Source organism: Bradyrhizobium sp. IC4060, from assembly GCF_020193715.1.
Taxonomy (GTDB): domain Bacteria; phylum Pseudomonadota; class Alphaproteobacteria; order Rhizobiales; family Xanthobacteraceae; genus Bradyrhizobium; species Bradyrhizobium yuanmingense.
In genome coordinates this window covers 95,934-111,024 of record NZ_JADYVJ010000004.1, presented here as the reverse complement: position 1 = coordinate 111,024, position 15,091 = coordinate 95,934, and the positions used below count along the sequence as shown (strand labels likewise).

The following is a 15,091-nucleotide window of genomic DNA, read 5'->3' as shown; positions in this document are numbered from 1 at the left end:
TTCACCGATGAGCGCTGCTTCCGACGTCGGCTACCATGCCCAGCGCCAGGCGCGCTGGCACTACGGCGAAATCGCCTTCTGGCTGATCGTGCTGGCCTGCGGCTTCGCATTTCCGTCGCGCTATCTGATCATGACCGACATCCTGCGCCTCGCGCTGTTCGCGATGTCGCTCGATCTCATCCTCGGCTATGCCGGCATCGTTTCGCTGGGCCATGCCGCCTTCTTCGGCGTCGGCGCCTATGCCGCGGGGCTGCTGGCGCTGCATGGCATCGTCAAGGAGCCCGTGCTGGCGCTGATCGTCGCCGGCCTTGCCGCCATGGTGCTCGGCTTTGCCACCAGCTTTCTGGTGATCCGCGGCGTCGACCTGACGCGCCTGATGGTGACGCTCGGCATTGCGTTGCTGCTGGAAGCGCTCGCCGAGCGCTTCTCCAATATCACCGGTGGGACCGACGGCCTGCAGGGCATCGAGATGCAGCCGATCTTCGGCGAGATCCCGTTCGACATGTTCGGCAAGGCCGGCTTCTTCTATTCGCTCGCCGTGTTGTTCCTGCTGTTCCTGTTGGCCCGCCGCGTCGTAAATTCCCCGTTCGGCCTGTCGCTGCGCGCCATCAAGAACAATCCTCTCCGCGCCGCCGCCATTGGCATTCCGGTCAACCGCCGCCTGGTCGCGATCTATACGCTGGCTGCGTTCTATGCCGGCATTGCGGGCGCGCTGTTCACCCAGACGACCGCGATCGCCTCGCTCGACGTGTTCGCCTTCGAGCGCTCCGCGGACCTGATGCTGGTGCTGGTGATCGGCGGTACCGGCTATCTCTACGGCGGGCTGGTCGGCGCGGTGATCTTCCGCCTGCTCCAGGAATTGTTCTCGACCATCACGCCGCAATACTGGCAGTTCTGGATCGGCCTCGTGCTGGTCGTGATCGTGCTGGTCGGCCGCCAGCGCCTGCATCGCTGGGTGCTGTATGTGCCGAACCTGATCATCAGGCAGATTGCGGGCCGCAAGGCGATCGTCGCCGTGCCGGAGAGCGATTCATGACCATCGCGCTCGAAACCCAAAATCTCGAAAAGCAGTTCGGCGGCCTGCGCGTCACCCGCGATCTGTCTTTGAAGGTCGAGCAGGGCGCCCGCCACGCGCTGATCGGCCCGAACGGTGCCGGCAAGACCACGGTCATCAACCAGCTCACCGGCGTGCTGAAGCCGAACGCAGGCCGCATCCTGCTCGAAGGTCAGGACATCACCGATCTGCCGGTGCACAAGCGCGTGCTGCGCGGACTGTCGCGCACGTTCCAGATCAACCAGCTCTACCCGGACCTGACTCCCCTGGAGACCATCGGGCTCGCGGTCTCCGAGCGCCTCGGCCATGGCGGCGACTGGTGGCGACGGATGGGCACGCGCAGTGACGTCAATGGCGAGACCGCCGATCTGCTCTCCCGCTTCCATCTGCTCGACGTCATGAACGAAGAGACCGTGACGCTGCCCTACGGCAAGCAGCGCCTGCTCGAGATCGCGGTGGCCATTGCGGCCAAGCCGCGCGTGCTGCTGCTCGACGAGCCCGCCGCCGGCGTGCCCGAGAGCGAGCGCCACGACATTCTCGCCGTCGTGGGCAGCCTGCCGCGGGACGTCACCGTGCTCCTGATCGAGCACGACATGGACCTCGTGTTCTCCTTCGCTGATCGCATCTCGGTGCTAGTCTCGGGCGCGCTGCTGACCGAAGGCCCGCCCGAAGAGGTCGCGCGCGATCCGCAGGTGAAGGCGGTCTATCTCGGCGAGGAGGCGGTCGATGTCTGACCTGCTCGCGATCGATTCGCTTCGCGCCGGCTACGGCGAGGCGGTGGTGCTGCCGAAGATGACGCTCAGCCTCGCCGAAGGACAGGTGCTGGCGCTGCTCGGGCGCAACGGCACCGGCAAGACCACGCTGATCAACTCCATCGTCGGCGTCACGCGCCGCTTCGCAGGCTCCATTGCGCTGGCCGGCACCGATGTCACGGCGATGCGGCCCGACCAGCGGGCGCGCGCCGGCATCGGCTGGGTGCCGCAGGAGCGTAACATCTTCCGCTCGCTGACGGTGGAAGAGAACATGACCGCCGTAGCGCAGCCCGGTCCCTGGACGGTCGAGAAGGTGTACGAGATGTTCCCGCGGCTGAAGGAGCGGCGGAGCAATTTCGGCAACCAGCTCTCCGGCGGCGAGCAGCAGATGCTGGCGATCGGTCGCGCACTTACCCTCAATCCGAAAGTCCTGCTGCTGGACGAGCCGATGGAGGGCCTTGCGCCCATCATCGTCGAGGAACTCTTGAAGGCGATCGGGACCATCACCCGGTCCGGAGGTATCTGCTCGATCATCGTAGAGCAGAATGCCCAAAAGATTCTGGGGCTCGCCGATCGCGTTGTGATATTGGAGCGCGGAACGATCGTCCACGACGCTCCGAGCGCCGCGCTGAAGACCGACCCCTCTGTCCTGGAGCGCCATCTCGGCGTCGCCGGGGCGGCGGCCCACTAAGATGTCCAGGGAGTAACACATGCAGCGAACCACAGCCCCCTTCCGCGCCGACGAGGTCGGCAGCCTCCTGCGTCCGCTCAAGATCAAGGAAGCCCGTAGCCGGCTGGAGAAGGGCGAGATCTCGGCCGACGATCTGCGCAAGATCGAGGACATGGAGATCGAGAAGGTCGTGCACAAGCAGGCCTCGATCGGGCTGAAGCTCGCGACCGACGGCGAATTCCGCCGCTCCTGGTGGCATTTCGACTTCCTGGCCAAGCTCACCGGCTGCGAGCTGTTTCACCCCGACACCGGCATCCAGTTCACGGGCGTGCAGACCCGTCACGATGCGGTCCGCGTCATCGGCAAGCTCGACTTTCCAGACAGCCACCCGATGCTGGACCACTTCCGCTTCCTGAAGAAGGTCGCCGACCAGGCTCACGTCACCGCCAAGATGACGATCCCTTCGCCGGCAGTGCTCCACTTCCGCGGCGGACGCAAGTCGATCTCCAAGGACGTCTATCCCGATCTCGACACCTTCTACGAAGATCTCGGCAAGACCTACCGCAAGGCCGTGAAGGCGTTCTACGACGCCGGCTGCCGCTATCTCCAGTTCGACGACACCGTCTGGGCCTATCTCTGCTCGCAGGACGAATTGCAGAAGGCACGCGAGCGCGGCGATAATCCGGATGGGCTGCAACAGATCTATGCGCGCATCATCAACTACGCGCTGGCGGAGAAGCCGGCCGACATGGTGGTGACGACCCACGTCTGCCGCGGTAATTTCCGCTCGACCTGGATTTCCTCGGGTGGCTACGAGCCGGTGGCCGAGACCATGCTCGCCGGCACCAATTACGACGGCTACTTCCTGGAGTACGACAGCGACCGCGCCGGCGGTTTCGAGCCGCTGCGCTTCCTGCCCAAGGGCAACAAGGTTGTCGTGGTCGGCGTCATCACCTCGAAGTTCGGCGAGCTCGAGAAGAAGGACGACATCAAGCGACGCCTGGAAGAAGCCGCCAAGTTCGCGCCCTTGGAGCAGCTCGCGCTGTCGCCGCAATGTGGCTTTGCCTCGACGGAAGAGGGCAACATCCTCTCCGAGGAGGAGCAGTGGGCCAAGCTCAGCCTCGCGGTCGAGATCGCGAAGGAAGTGTGGGGGCAGTAAGGCTCCGCCGTTAAGGCTCACCCGTGTCCCGGACGCGCAGCAACGCTCCAGCGTTGCTGCGCAGAGCCGGGGCCCATGCTGCTCGACTTGCTGCGCGGAGCTATAGGCCTCACCTCTGCAGAGCACCGCTGAGAAGCGCTGCGCTGCGTCCGGGCACGAGTCACTTCTCCGCCAGATAGACCCCCACAGAGAGGAGTTCGACCATGGGCACATGCTTGTTCTTCGGGGTCGAGATCACCTTGCCGCGCCTGGCCTTGCCGCGATTGAGCTCGTGCCGCTCGGCGGGCCGTGCCCCTGCACCTCCCACGCGATGATTCCTTCGCAGGAATTGATCATCTTGTCTGCGGCGTCGTGTCCGCCGTGCAGCTCGGCTCGAGCTGATTGCGCGTGCCTGCGCGACCGCGGGCGGACCACAGGAGCGCGGCGAGCAGGGCGACCGGGCAGGCGCGCACGGTAAGGAGGCGATCAGAGGAGAAGCGCCAGTTGTTGCTCGGCGGGGCCAGAGTGGGGCGCGGCTCGCGGCCGGAGCAAACTGTGAAGGAGGCGCTTGGATCCGCTATTCCCTCAGTGGGCAGATTTTGCTAGGAGGTTGGTCCCAATCCGTCTGCCCACCGATTTCCCACTCATGAAGAACGACGAAATCCTGAGCCAGATCACCGACTTCTGCCGCAAGGCGGACATGGCGGAATCGACGTTCGGCCGGCGCGCAGTGAACGATGGGAAGCTGGTGCATCGCCTGCGCGAGGGAAAGCGCATCACCATCGACACGCTGGAGCGGATCCAGGCCTATATGGCGGCCTCGATGGCCGGCGGCGTGCCGCCGCCGCGGGGACTTCAGGTGCCCCCCGAGAAGCGCGATCCGCGCGGCAATTTCCGCTTCTTCGAGAACCGCCAGAAATATCTGCTGTTCGTCCACACCTGCAGCGAAAAGCGGGTGATCGCAGACAGGGTTGCCTTGGAGCTGAGCTCCATCCATCCGCGCCCGCCGGCGCTGCGTCTGTTCGACGCCGGCGTCGGCGACGGCACGGTGCTGGCGCGGGTGCTGCGCGCCACGCACCAGCGCTTTCCGCACATGCCGTTCTACGTCGCGGGCAAGGAACTCAGCCTGGAGGATTTGCGCCTGACGCTGGAGAAGGTGCCGGACCGCATTTTCGAGCACCCGGCATCGGTGTTCGTGTTCACCAACATGTTCTACGCCGAGGCGCCCTGGCTGACGCCAGCGTCGCCCGCCGCGGCGGCCGCCACCGTCTGGCACGAGGTGCCGCTCCGCGGCGCTTCGTCGGGCGAGTTCGAGCAGCAGATCGCGGAGCTGAGGCCGTTTCTGGAGCAGAACTGGCGCGCTGCGATCAGCCCGCGCACGGCCATGCCGCTCTACGAGCGGCCGGTCGTCCTCGTGCTCTATCGCGAGGACCACAGGTTCCTGCTGGATTCGACCATTCCGCGGCCAGGTCAGACTGAGGCCAATTTCGACCTCGTCATCGCATCCCAGCCGTACCGGGCCCTGTCATCGGTCAATTTCCGGGCCAAGCGGATCATTGCACCTCTGGCGCGGGCGCTGCGGCCGGGCGGCAGGCTGATCGGTATCCACTCCCATGGGCAGGATCCGGGCATGGAAATGATCCAGGCGATCTGGCCGGGAGAAAATCCTTTCTCAGTCAGCCGTCATGAGCTACTGCGTGCCGTTAAGTATGAACTTGGATCGGTGGGCCGCGACTTAAATTTTAATGCATACGCGGACAATCGTTCGATCTTCAGGTATGATATGGAAGCTCTGCCCAACGAGGTCACCGGCACCATCGGAACCTCGACGGCCTTTGCAGCGTGGAATGCGGCGGTGTATGTGGCTCAGATTGAGGACGACCGATTGACAGAAATGACTCAAAACGGCCGCACTCTGGATGCCGCCAGGGATGTGCTGCGGAAGTACAACGGGCTCTGGTTTCTCGACGAATCCTACGTCATCTCGCGCCGGCGTGATTGACATCATCAAAAGTAAACATCGCAAACGCCCGCCGGCTAGCGGCGGAACAAGGGGTTACTGATGCGCGCGTCCTATCTCTTCACCAGCGAGTCCGTGTCCGAGGGCCATCCGGACAAGGTCTGTGACCGGATCTCCGATGAGATCGTCGACCTGTTCTACCGTGAAGGGCCTAAGGCGGGCATCGACCCCTGGCAAATCCGCGCCGCTTGCGAGACGCTCGCGACCACCAACAAGGTGGTGATCGCCGGCGAGACCCGCGGCCCGAAGTCGGTGACCAACGAGCAGATCGAGGGCGTCGTCCGCGGCGCGATCAAGGACATCGGCTACGAGCAGGAAGGCTTCCACTGGAAGACCTGCGACATCGAGATCCTCCTGCATCCGCAATCGGCCGACATCGCCCAGGGCGTCGATGCGCTGCAGCCGGGCGAGGTCAAGGAAGAAGGCGCGGGCGACCAGGGCATCATGTTCGGCTACGCCACCAACGAGACGCCCGATCTGATGCCGGCGCCGATCTTCTACGCCCACAAGATCCTGCGCCTGATCTCGGAAGCCCGCCACTCCGGCAAGGAGAAGGTGCTGGGTCCGGACTCCAAGAGCCAGGTCACCGTGCAGTACGAGAACGGCAAGCCGGTCGGCGTGCGCGAGATCGTCGTGTCGCACCAGCATCTGGTTCCCGACCTCAGCTCGAACCAGGTTCGCGAGATCGTCGAGCCCTATGTGCGCGAGGCGCTGCCGAAGGACTGGATCACCGCGAAGACAATCTGGCACATCAACCCCACCGGCAAGTTCTACATCGGCGGTCCCGACGGCGATTCCGGCCTGACCGGCCGCAAGATCATCGTCGACACCTATGGCGGCGCGGCCCCGCATGGCGGCGGCGCGTTCTCCGGCAAGGATCCGACCAAGGTCGACCGCTCCGCGGCCTATGCCGCACGCTACGTCGCGAAGAACATCGTCGCCGCCGGCCTTGCCGACCGCTGCACGCTGCAGCTGGCCTATGCCATCGGCGTGGCACGTCCGCTGTCGATCTACATCGACACCCACGGCACCGGTAAGGTTTCGGAAGATCAGCTCGAGAAGGCCGCCGCCAAGGCGATGGACCTCACCCCGCGCGGCATCCGCACTCATCTCGATCTCAACCGGCCGATCTACGCGCGCACCTCGGCCTACGGCCATTTCGGCCGCACGCCCGACAACGAGGGCGGCTTCTCCTGGGAGAAGACCGACCTCGTCGAGCAGCTCAAGCGCGCGCTCTAATAAACGCGACATCCCGGGGCGCGTACGCGAGCGACCCCGGGATCCTCATCTATCACGTCGAGATTCCGGGTTCGCCTCTTGGAAGTGCCCCGGAATGACGAGTTCAACAACAGGACACTCGCCATGAACGCGAAGCCCGGCTTCACCGATTACATCGTCAAGGACATTTCGCTCGCCGATTTCGGCCGCAAGGAGCTCTCGCTGGCCGAGACCGAGATGCCTGGCCTGATGGCCACCCGCGAGGAGTACGGCCCGAAGCAGCCGCTGAAGGGCGCGCGCATCGCCGGCTCGCTGCACATGACGATCCAGACCGGCGTGTTGATCGAGACGCTCGCCGCGCTCGGCGCCGACATCCGCTGGGTCTCCTGCAACATCTATTCGACGCAGGATCACGCTGCCGCTGCGATCGCCGCCGCCGGCATTCCCGTCTTCGCCGTCAAGGGCGAGACGCTGACCGAGTACTGGGACTACACCGCCAAGCTGTTCGACTGGCACGGCGGCGGTCACCCGAACATGATCCTCGATGACGGCGGTGACGCCACCATGTATGTCCATCTCGGTCTGCGCGCGGAGAACGGCGACACCGCCTTCCTCGACAAGCCCGGCTCCGAGGAGGAGGAAGTATTCTTCGCGCTTCTGAAGAAGCAGCTCAAGGAAAAGCCGAAGGGCTACTTCGCGGGGATCGCCAACAGCATCAAGGGCGTCTCCGAAGAGACCACCACCGGCGTGCATCGTCTCTATGACATGCAGAAAGCGGGCACGCTGCTGTGGCCGGCCATCAACGTCAACGACAGCGTCACCAAGTCGAAGTTCGACAACCTCTATGGCTGCCGTGAATCGCTGGTCGACGGCATCCGCCGCGGCACCGACGTGATGCTGTCGGGCAAGGTAGCGATGGTCGCCGGCTTCGGCGACGTCGGCAAGGGCTCGGCCGCCTCGCTGCGCCAGGCCGGCTGCCGCGTCATGGTCTCCGAGGTCGATCCGATCTGCGCGCTGCAGGCGGCGATGGAAGGCTACGAGGTTGTGACCATGGAAGACGCCGCGCCGCGGGCCGACATCTTCGTCACCGCCACCGGCAACAAGGACATCATCACCATCGAACACATGCGCGCGATGAAGGATCGCGCCATCGTCTGCAACATCGGCCACTTCGACAACGAAATTCAGATCGCGTCTCTGCGCAATCTGAAGTGGACCAACATCAAGCCGCAGGTCGACGAGATCGAGTTCCCCGACAAGCACCGCATCATCCTGCTGTCGGAGGGCCGCCTCGTGAACCTCGGCAATGCGATGGGCCATCCGTCCTTCGTGATGTCGGCGTCCTTCACCAACCAGACGCTGGCGCAGATCGAGCTGTTCGCCAACAACAAGGACGGCAAGTACGAGAAGAAGGTCTACGTGCTGCCCAAGACGCTCGACGAGAAGGTCGCCCGCCTGCACCTCTCCAAGATCGGCGTCAAGCTCACCGAGCTCCGCAAGGACCAGGCCGACTATATCGGCGTGAAGCAGGAAGGCCCGTACAAATCGGACCACTACCGCTACTGAGCCACCGGTTCGACCAACCATCGACGCAAAGCCCCGGAGCGATCCGGGGCTTTGTTGTTTCGGGGCATGGAATTCAACTCGCTTTGCAGTTGCGGCACGTTGATTGCCGATTGACGGCCAGCAGCGGCAGGCGGACAATCCGCCCCGGCGGAGGAAACCATGCAACAAGAACATTTCGACGTGCTGATCGTCGGCGCCGGGCTATCAGGCATCGGCGCCGGCTATCATCTGCAGACCAAGTGTCCGGCCAAGAGCTACGTCATCCTCGAGGGACGCGATTGCATCGGCGGCACCTGGGACCTCTTCCGCTATCCCGGCATCCGCTCCGACAGCGACATGTTCACCCTCGGCTATTCGTTCAAGCCGTGGACTGATCCGAAGGCGATCGCCGACGGGCCGCAGATCCTGAACTACGTGCGCGAGACTGCTAGCGAGAACGGCATCGACAAGCACATCCGCTTCCACCACCGCGTCAAGCGCGCGGCGTGGTCGACGCCGGATGCGCGCTGGACCGTCGAGGCCGAGCGCATCACGGGCGAGGGCGCGACCGAGCTGGTGCGCTTCACCTGCAACTTTCTATTCATGTGCTCAGGCTATTACAAATACGAAGCGGGCTATACGCCGGAGTTCAAGGGCGCCGCTGATTTCGCCGGCCGCATCGTGCATCCGCAGAAATGGACCGAGGACATCGACTACGCGGGCAAGCGTGTCGTCGTGATCGGCTCGGGCGCGACAGCAGTAACGCTGGTGCCGGAGCTCGCCAAGCAGGCGGAGCAGGTCACCATGCTGCAGCGCTCGCCGACCTATGTGGTGTCGCGGCCGGCGCAGGATATCCTCGCCAACAAGCTGCGCCGCAACCTGCCGGCGAAGTTCGCCTATCACCTGATCCGCTGGCGCAACGTGATGTGGGGGATGTTCTTCTTCCAGCTCAGCCGGCGCAGGCCGGCGAAGGTGAAGGATCTGATCCTCAAGGGCGTGCAGATGGCGCTCGGCCCGGACTACGACGTCGCGACCCACTTCACGCCGCGCTACAATCCCTGGGACCAGCGGCTGTGCCTCGTGCCCGATGGCGACCTCTTCAAGGCGATCCGCGAGCAGCGCGCCAGCGTCGTCACCAGCGAGATCGAGACCTTCACGCATGATGGCATCCGTCTGAAGGACGGCCGCGAGCTGGCGGCCGACATCATCGTGACGGCGACCGGGCTGGTGCTCCAGGTCGCCGGTGGCCTCGAGGTCAGCGTCGACGGCCGCTCCGTCGATTTCGCCAACACGCTGACCTACAAGGGCATGATGTATGCCGACGTGCCGAACATGGCCTCGGCCTTCGGCTACACCAACGCGTCCTGGACGCTGAAATGCGACCTCACCTGCGAATATGTCTGTCGCCTCATCAATTACATGGACCGGCACAATTTCCGCCAGTGCATGCCGCACAACGATGATCCCACTATCACCGCGCAGCCTTCGCTCGATTTCACCTCGGGCTACGTGCAGCGCTCGATCGCCAAGATGCCGAAGCAGGGCTCGAAGCGGCCCTGGCGGCTCCACCAGAACTACGCGCTCGACATCGTCTCGTTGCGCTTCGGTCGGATCGACGATGGCGTGATGCAGTATTCCTGATCTTGCTACGTAGGATACCGGGATAGCCCCGCGTTCGCTTGAGACGAATCGCGACTTGCGGTAGTATTTTTGCGCTGCAAGAAGTTTAGTTCCGACAACGTCTGAGTTTCGCGTAGTCGCCGTCTTAAGGGGAGCGCAGGACATGCACGTCCTTGCCCTGGTCACGCAAAAAGGCGGAAGCGGCAAGAGTACGCTGTCCGTTGTACTGGCGGTGGCAGCAATGGAGCGCGCTGAGCGTGTCGTTCTCATTGAGGCGGACGCGCAAGGTACGATCTCGAAATGGAAAGAGCGCCGCGATCTTCCCTATCCCCGCGTCGAGCGCGTTGCCGATCCTGCCGAGATCGAACCGTTGATCGCGCGGCTGAAGGCCGAAGGCGTCTCGCTTGCCATCATCGACACAGCTGCCACGACCAACGGCTTGGCGATGCGCGTCATCGCCTGCGCCGATCTCTGTCTCATCCCGGCGCGCCCGAGCCCGGCCGATATCGAAGCCGCAATTCCTACACTGATCGCCATTCGCAGACTCAACCGCCGATTTGCCTTTATCCTCAATCAGACACCGACGCGAGGGTGCCGGCTGAGCGAAGCTGCCACATCGCTAAGCTCGCTCGGCGTGCTTGCACTCCCGTTTATTGCGCAGCGTAACGATCACCAGGATGCACTCGGAGCAGGGTTGGGCGTGACGGAGTTCGCACCGGCGGGCAAAGCTTCGGACGAAATTGTAAGTTTGTGGGGTTGGATCGCGGCGCACTTGGCCCAGGAGTCGGATGATTATGGGAAAGGCGCGCTCAAAGCTGCCTGCTGACGTTGCACGCACCGGGCGTCGCTCGCTGCTGGAACTGGCGGAGGAAGTGAGCCGTGCGGTCGACGAGGGCTTGGCCATGCCGCAGGGCTCAGTCGCCGTCTTCCCCCAAGATGCGCCGCAGATTGCGCAAGAAGCGCCTGCTCCGATGACTGTTCCGGTACAAGAAGCGGCCAGCGTCATCGTTGCAAGACCTGAACCTTCGAGCAGCACTGATCTCATCGTGGACATGGCTAAGGGATATCAAGCCTGCGCTTTGGACGGCATGAGCGCTACGCTCAACTTCGCCAACGACCTCGCAAAATCACGGCTGGCCAGTGTGACATCAGAGGCCAATGAAACCGTCGTCGTGGAAAGCGATCTTATCGACGCGATTGGGACGGCAGCCGAGTGTCGCACCGTCGTGCTCGAACTGATGAAGGTTAATGCGGGCGCGACCTTGGAGTATGCGCGGGAGCTAGGGCGTGCAAAGACTCTGGCAGAGTTGGTTGAGCTGTCGGGCACGCATGCGCGAAAGCAATGTGAGTTGGTCCTGAAGCAAACCGAGTTGCTGAGGTCGCTTGCTCAAAGCATGACAAAGCCCAGTGCCAGGTGATGCAGCTCGCCTGCGCGAAGGGCGGGACCAAAACCCGAGCGGTCGCCGAGATGGTCGGCGACGAGCGGGCCGACGATCGTGCCGAGGTCATGTCATCCTCTTGCGCGCGACGGCGTGCAGATCATCCTGTCTGCGTGGCGCGGCGGCGGCGGAATTCCTGCACGGGCACGCCGCCCCAGCCCCAATTGTCGGTGTCGACTTCCTCGATCACGACGAAGGTGGACTCGAGCGGCTTGCCGAGCACGTCGCGCAGCAGCTCGCTCGACCCCTTGATCAGTGCGGCCTTCTCCTCCGCCGTGAGCGACGCCGCACCCGGCGCCGTTCCCTCGCGGGTCACTTTAATGGTGACGATGGGCATCGTGGTTCTCCTCCTCTCAGTGGCCGGCGCTCTGGCCGCCGTCGGCATGCAGAATTTCGCCGGTGACAAAGGAGGCGCCCTCGAGATAGAGCACGGCATCGACGATGTCAGACATCTCCCCCATATGGCCGACCGGGTGCAGTGCGTCGAGCTGGGCATGCGTCGCGACCGGGTGCATCGGCGACTTGATGATGCCGGGCGACACCGCATTCACGCGGATGCCGCGCCTGGCGTATTCGATCGCGAGCGACTTGGTCGCGGCGTTCAGCCCACCCTTGCTCAGCGAGGCCAGCACCGAGGGCACATTCGAATTGGCCTGATCGACCAGCGTCGTCGTGATTTGGACGACGTGGCCAGACCCCTGCTTCTCCATTTCGGCGATGGCAAGCTGCGTGATGTTGAAGAAGCCCGCGACATTGGTGCCCATAACTGCGGCATAGTCCTCGGCCGTGTACTGGGTGAACGGTTTTGCGACGAAGATGCCCGCGTTGTTGACCAGCGTGTCGACTCGGCCGAAGCGGGCGATCGCTTGCGACACCACGCGCTCTGCGGTGGACCGCTCGGCGATGTCGCCTGCAACGGCGAGGACGTCGTCATCACCCGACGGCTTGATGGAGCGCGCCGTTGCGACGACGCGATAGTTGCGATCGCGAAAACCCTGGACCAGGGCGGCGCCGATACCCTGCGATGCACCGGTGATGATGGCGACCTTCTGCTCGATACCCATGACGGGCTCCTGTTGTTGGCTTGAAAACCTGCGCCAGCGGCGGCTGGCTTGGGCGTTGAGGTACGCTGCAGCGGCTTGCTTGCGAATATCCGCTGCCCGGCAGACACTCTTTCGCGACGCGAACGAATGCCGGATCGATCCTTGCGGAGGTTGTCGCAGCCGGCGCAAACGCCTAGCTTTCAGCCGAAATCTCAGGGGGCTGCGGCGAGCGCATGGATCGTCTGGACGCGATGAAGGTGTTTGTCCTTGCGGTGGACGAGGGCAGCTTGGCTGCCGCAGGACGCAAGCTCGGCCGATCGCCGGCTGCGGTGAGCCGCGCCATCGCCTTTCTGGAGCAGCGGGTCGGCGCCGAGCTGCTGCACCGGACGACACGCTCGATTAAGCTGAGCGAGGAAGGCGAGCGTTATGTCGCGATCTGCCGCCGCGTGCTCACCGATCTGGAGGAGGCCGAGGACATCGCGGCCGGACCGCGCACGGCTCCGCGTGGTCTGCTCACGATCACCGCTCCGGTGGTCTCCGGCGAGATGGTACTGCGGCCGATCCTCGACACGTTTCTCGACGCCTATCCGACCGTATCGGCAAAACTCCTGCTGTTCGACCGTGCGGTCAATCTGATCGAGGAAGGCGTCGATATCGCGCTTCGCATCGGTCCGCTGGCGGATTCTGCGATGGTGGCGATGCGGGTCGGCGGGATCAGCCGCGTCGTGGTGGCAGCTCCCCGCTACCTGAAACAACATCCGCGCATCACCGAGCCGGGCGATCTCGCCAAACACCAGATCGTCGCGATGGCGCATCTGCCCAATTCCTGGACCTTTGCGCCGCAGCCGGGCTCATCGGCGCCGCGCACCGTGCAGTTCACCCCGCGGCTCGTCGTCAACAGCACCTATGCGGCAGTGGCCTCCACTGTGGCCGGGCGCGGCGTGGCGCGGATGTATTCGTACCAAGTGGCCGAGCAGGTCTCGCGCCGCGAGCTCGAGATCGTGCTGGCGGACGACGAGGATCCGGAGATGCCGGCGCATCTGATCTGCCCGCAGGGCCGGCTTTCGGTGCCCAAGGTGCGCGCCTTCACCGACTTCGCCGTGCCCCGGCTGAAGAAGCAGTTTGCGCTGCTGAAGCAGAGCACCAAGGCGCGTTGAGCCGCTTCATGCCCCCGCAATGCGCGTTTTCGCGTATACGGCGGGGCGGCTGAATCGGCGATGGTTCCTGAACGGTTAACGCCGATTTAACGGATGAGTCCTACCCTGTCTCGGCCGGGGTTACTCGCAAGGCCGAGGTGAGCCCAATGGAAGCCCAGAGAATAGCGGTCGACGCCGTCGTCGCGCTGACCGATTGCGACCGCGACGCCGTCATCGCCTTCATCCGCCGCCTCTATCTCGCCGGCGTCACCGACCCCAAGCGCCTGACCTTCAAGGGTCTGCAGGCGCTGTCGCGGGCTTGATTCGGCTCGTTTCGGCCGGTTTGGACCCCAGTCCATCCCCTTGCTCTCCCCGGCGTGATTGCAACCCAGCGGTGAATATCTTGCCGCTCCGGCCGGGTCGGGCTACACGACACCCCGGCTGGGTCACTTGGGGATTGGGGAAATGTTGAAACAGCTTTTTGCGCCGCAGCTCGTCATTTTGTACGTGCTTGCGGCTTCGACGATTTACGTCCACTTCCGCGGCAAGCAGCGGCTGCGCTTCGCGCGCCAGCTCGGCGATCACTCGACCTATCTCGCACCTTACAATGTGCTGATGTATGCGGGCTCGGCGGTGCCGAACAAGCCGGTGATCTCGGTCGATCAGTTTCCGGAGCTGAAGCCCCTCCGCGAGAACTGGGAGACCATCCGCGACGAAGCCGTGCGCCTGTTCGATGAAGGTTTTATCCGCGCGGCGGCGAAGAACAACGATTGGGGCTTCTACTCGTTCTTCAAGAGCGGCTGGAAGCGGTTCTACCTGAAATGGTACGACGACTTCCTGCCGTCGGCGAACACGCTGTGCCCGACGACGGTGGAGCTACTCAAATCGATCCCGAGCGTGCATGGCGCGATGTTCGCGATGCTGCCGCCCGGCGGCAAGCTCGGCGCTCACCGTGATCCCTTCGCCGGCTCTCTGCGCTATCACCTCGGCCTGGTCACGCCGAACTCGAACAAGTGCCGGATCCTCGTCGATGGCGTCGAATGCGTCTGGCGTGATGGCGAGGCCTTCATGTTCGACGAGACCTTCATCCACAGCGCCGAGAATGCGACCGACGTCAACCGCATCATCCTGTTCTGCGATGTCGAGCGCCCGATGAAATACGGCTTCATGACCGCGATCAACCGCTGGGTCAGCCATCACATCGTCAAGGCGTCGGCGACCCAGAATGTCGACGGTGAGCACGTCGGCGTGCTCAACAAGGTGTTCGGCAAGCTCTACGAGATCCACCTTGCCAGCCGCAAGGTGAAGGAGTGGAACCGCAACGTCTACTACACGCTCAAATACTCGCTGACGGCCTTGATCCTCGGCCTGATCGTGTATTCGGCACTGAATTGAGGCAAATGCGCGGGGCGGATCAGCGAAGCTTGGTCGGCCGTTGCCTCATCTCGATCCGCCC

General features: G+C 63.8%; 16 protein-coding genes. 13 read left to right on the top strand and 3 right to left on the bottom strand.

The window, feature by feature from the left end:
- Positions 1-7: 7 nt before the first annotated feature.
- From I6F16_RS16495 to I6F16_RS16480, 4 genes are read left to right on the top strand one after another with little or no spacing between them, the layout of a single operon-like run.
- Positions 8-1,036 carry a branched-chain amino acid ABC transporter permease gene (locus tag I6F16_RS16495; RefSeq protein WP_225111898.1) on the top strand — a complete coding sequence of 343 codons (1,029 nt, stop codon included), beginning with the start codon at positions 8-10 and terminating at the stop codon, positions 1,034-1,036.
- Entirely contained in the window at positions 1,033-1,788 is a 756-nt protein-coding gene (locus I6F16_RS16490; protein WP_036043305.1) for an ABC transporter ATP-binding protein, read from the top strand. Before I6F16_RS16495 ends, I6F16_RS16490 begins: the two co-directional genes overlap by 4 nt.
- Complete coding sequence (locus tag I6F16_RS16485; protein ID WP_225111897.1) at positions 1,781-2,497, top strand: ABC transporter ATP-binding protein; 717 nt, start codon at positions 1,781-1,783, stop codon at positions 2,495-2,497. The genes I6F16_RS16490 and I6F16_RS16485 overlap by 8 nt, the downstream gene beginning before the upstream one ends.
- A 19-nt stretch (positions 2,498-2,516) precedes the next feature.
- A complete protein-coding gene (locus tag I6F16_RS16480; RefSeq protein WP_225111896.1) occupies positions 2,517-3,635 on the top strand; it encodes a cobalamin-independent methionine synthase II family protein in 1,119 nt (372 codons plus the stop codon).
- A gap of 160 nt (positions 3,636-3,795) precedes the next feature.
- On the opposite strand, the gene I6F16_RS16475 is transcribed toward I6F16_RS16480, so the two are convergent.
- Complete coding sequence (locus tag I6F16_RS16475) at positions 3,796-3,942, bottom strand: hypothetical protein (RefSeq protein WP_157784118.1); 147 nt, start codon at positions 3,940-3,942, stop codon at positions 3,796-3,798.
- A 318-nt stretch (positions 3,943-4,260) separates the two neighbouring features.
- On the opposite strand from I6F16_RS16475, the gene I6F16_RS16470 reads away from it, so the two are divergent.
- The 6 genes from I6F16_RS16470 (at position 4,261) to I6F16_RS16445 (ending at position 11,435) form a co-directional block, all read left to right on the top strand.
- The gene (locus I6F16_RS16470; protein WP_225112032.1) at positions 4,261-5,616 is read left to right on the top strand and encodes a hypothetical protein; all 1,356 of its coding nucleotides are present in this window, start codon (positions 4,261-4,263) and stop codon (positions 5,614-5,616) included.
- Positions 5,617-5,676: 60 nt separating this feature from the next.
- A complete protein-coding gene (gene metK / locus I6F16_RS16465) occupies positions 5,677-6,873 on the top strand; it encodes a methionine adenosyltransferase (protein WP_036015759.1) in 1,197 nt (398 codons plus the stop codon).
- A gap of 123 nt (positions 6,874-6,996) precedes the next feature.
- Complete coding sequence (gene ahcY, locus I6F16_RS16460) at positions 6,997-8,418, top strand: adenosylhomocysteinase (RefSeq protein WP_036015760.1); 1,422 nt, start codon at positions 6,997-6,999, stop codon at positions 8,416-8,418.
- A gap of 159 nt (positions 8,419-8,577) precedes the next feature.
- Positions 8,578-10,038: an NAD(P)/FAD-dependent oxidoreductase gene (locus tag I6F16_RS16455; protein ID WP_036015789.1), complete on the top strand. Its 1,461-nt coding sequence runs from the start codon at positions 8,578-8,580 to the stop codon at positions 10,036-10,038.
- A 142-nt stretch (positions 10,039-10,180) separates the two neighbouring features.
- Positions 10,181-10,843, top strand: a complete 663-nt coding sequence (locus I6F16_RS16450; RefSeq protein ID WP_225111895.1) for a ParA family protein — start codon at positions 10,181-10,183, stop codon at positions 10,841-10,843.
- Positions 10,812-11,435 carry a phasin family protein gene (locus I6F16_RS16445; protein WP_225111894.1) on the top strand — a complete coding sequence of 208 codons (624 nt, stop codon included), beginning with the start codon at positions 10,812-10,814 and terminating at the stop codon, positions 11,433-11,435. The genes I6F16_RS16450 and I6F16_RS16445 overlap by 32 nt, the downstream gene beginning before the upstream one ends.
- A 121-nt stretch (positions 11,436-11,556) precedes the next feature.
- Here the strand turns inward: I6F16_RS16445 and I6F16_RS16440 are convergent, their stop codons facing one another.
- Positions 11,557-11,793, bottom strand: coding sequence for a 4-oxalocrotonate tautomerase family protein (locus I6F16_RS16440; protein ID WP_193375002.1), 237 nt, complete (start codon positions 11,791-11,793; stop codon positions 11,557-11,559).
- A gap of 16 nt (positions 11,794-11,809) precedes the next feature.
- Positions 11,810-12,520, bottom strand: a complete 711-nt coding sequence (locus I6F16_RS16435) for an SDR family oxidoreductase (protein ID WP_225111893.1) — start codon at positions 12,518-12,520, stop codon at positions 11,810-11,812.
- Positions 12,521-12,732: 212 nt separating this feature from the next.
- Here I6F16_RS16435 and I6F16_RS16430 point away from each other — a divergent pair, with 212 nt between their 5' ends.
- The 3 genes from I6F16_RS16430 (at position 12,733) to I6F16_RS16420 (ending at position 15,030) form a co-directional block, all read left to right on the top strand.
- Complete coding sequence (locus tag I6F16_RS16430; protein WP_225111892.1) at positions 12,733-13,656, top strand: LysR family transcriptional regulator; 924 nt, start codon at positions 12,733-12,735, stop codon at positions 13,654-13,656.
- A 146-nt stretch (positions 13,657-13,802) separates the two neighbouring features.
- Positions 13,803-13,958, top strand: coding sequence for a hypothetical protein (locus I6F16_RS16425; protein WP_007612486.1), 156 nt, complete (start codon positions 13,803-13,805; stop codon positions 13,956-13,958).
- A 142-nt stretch (positions 13,959-14,100) separates the two neighbouring features.
- On the top strand, positions 14,101-15,030 hold the full coding sequence (locus tag I6F16_RS16420; RefSeq protein ID WP_225111891.1) for an aspartyl/asparaginyl beta-hydroxylase domain-containing protein: 930 nt from the start codon (positions 14,101-14,103) through the stop codon (positions 15,028-15,030).
- Positions 15,031-15,091 lie beyond the last annotated feature (61 nt).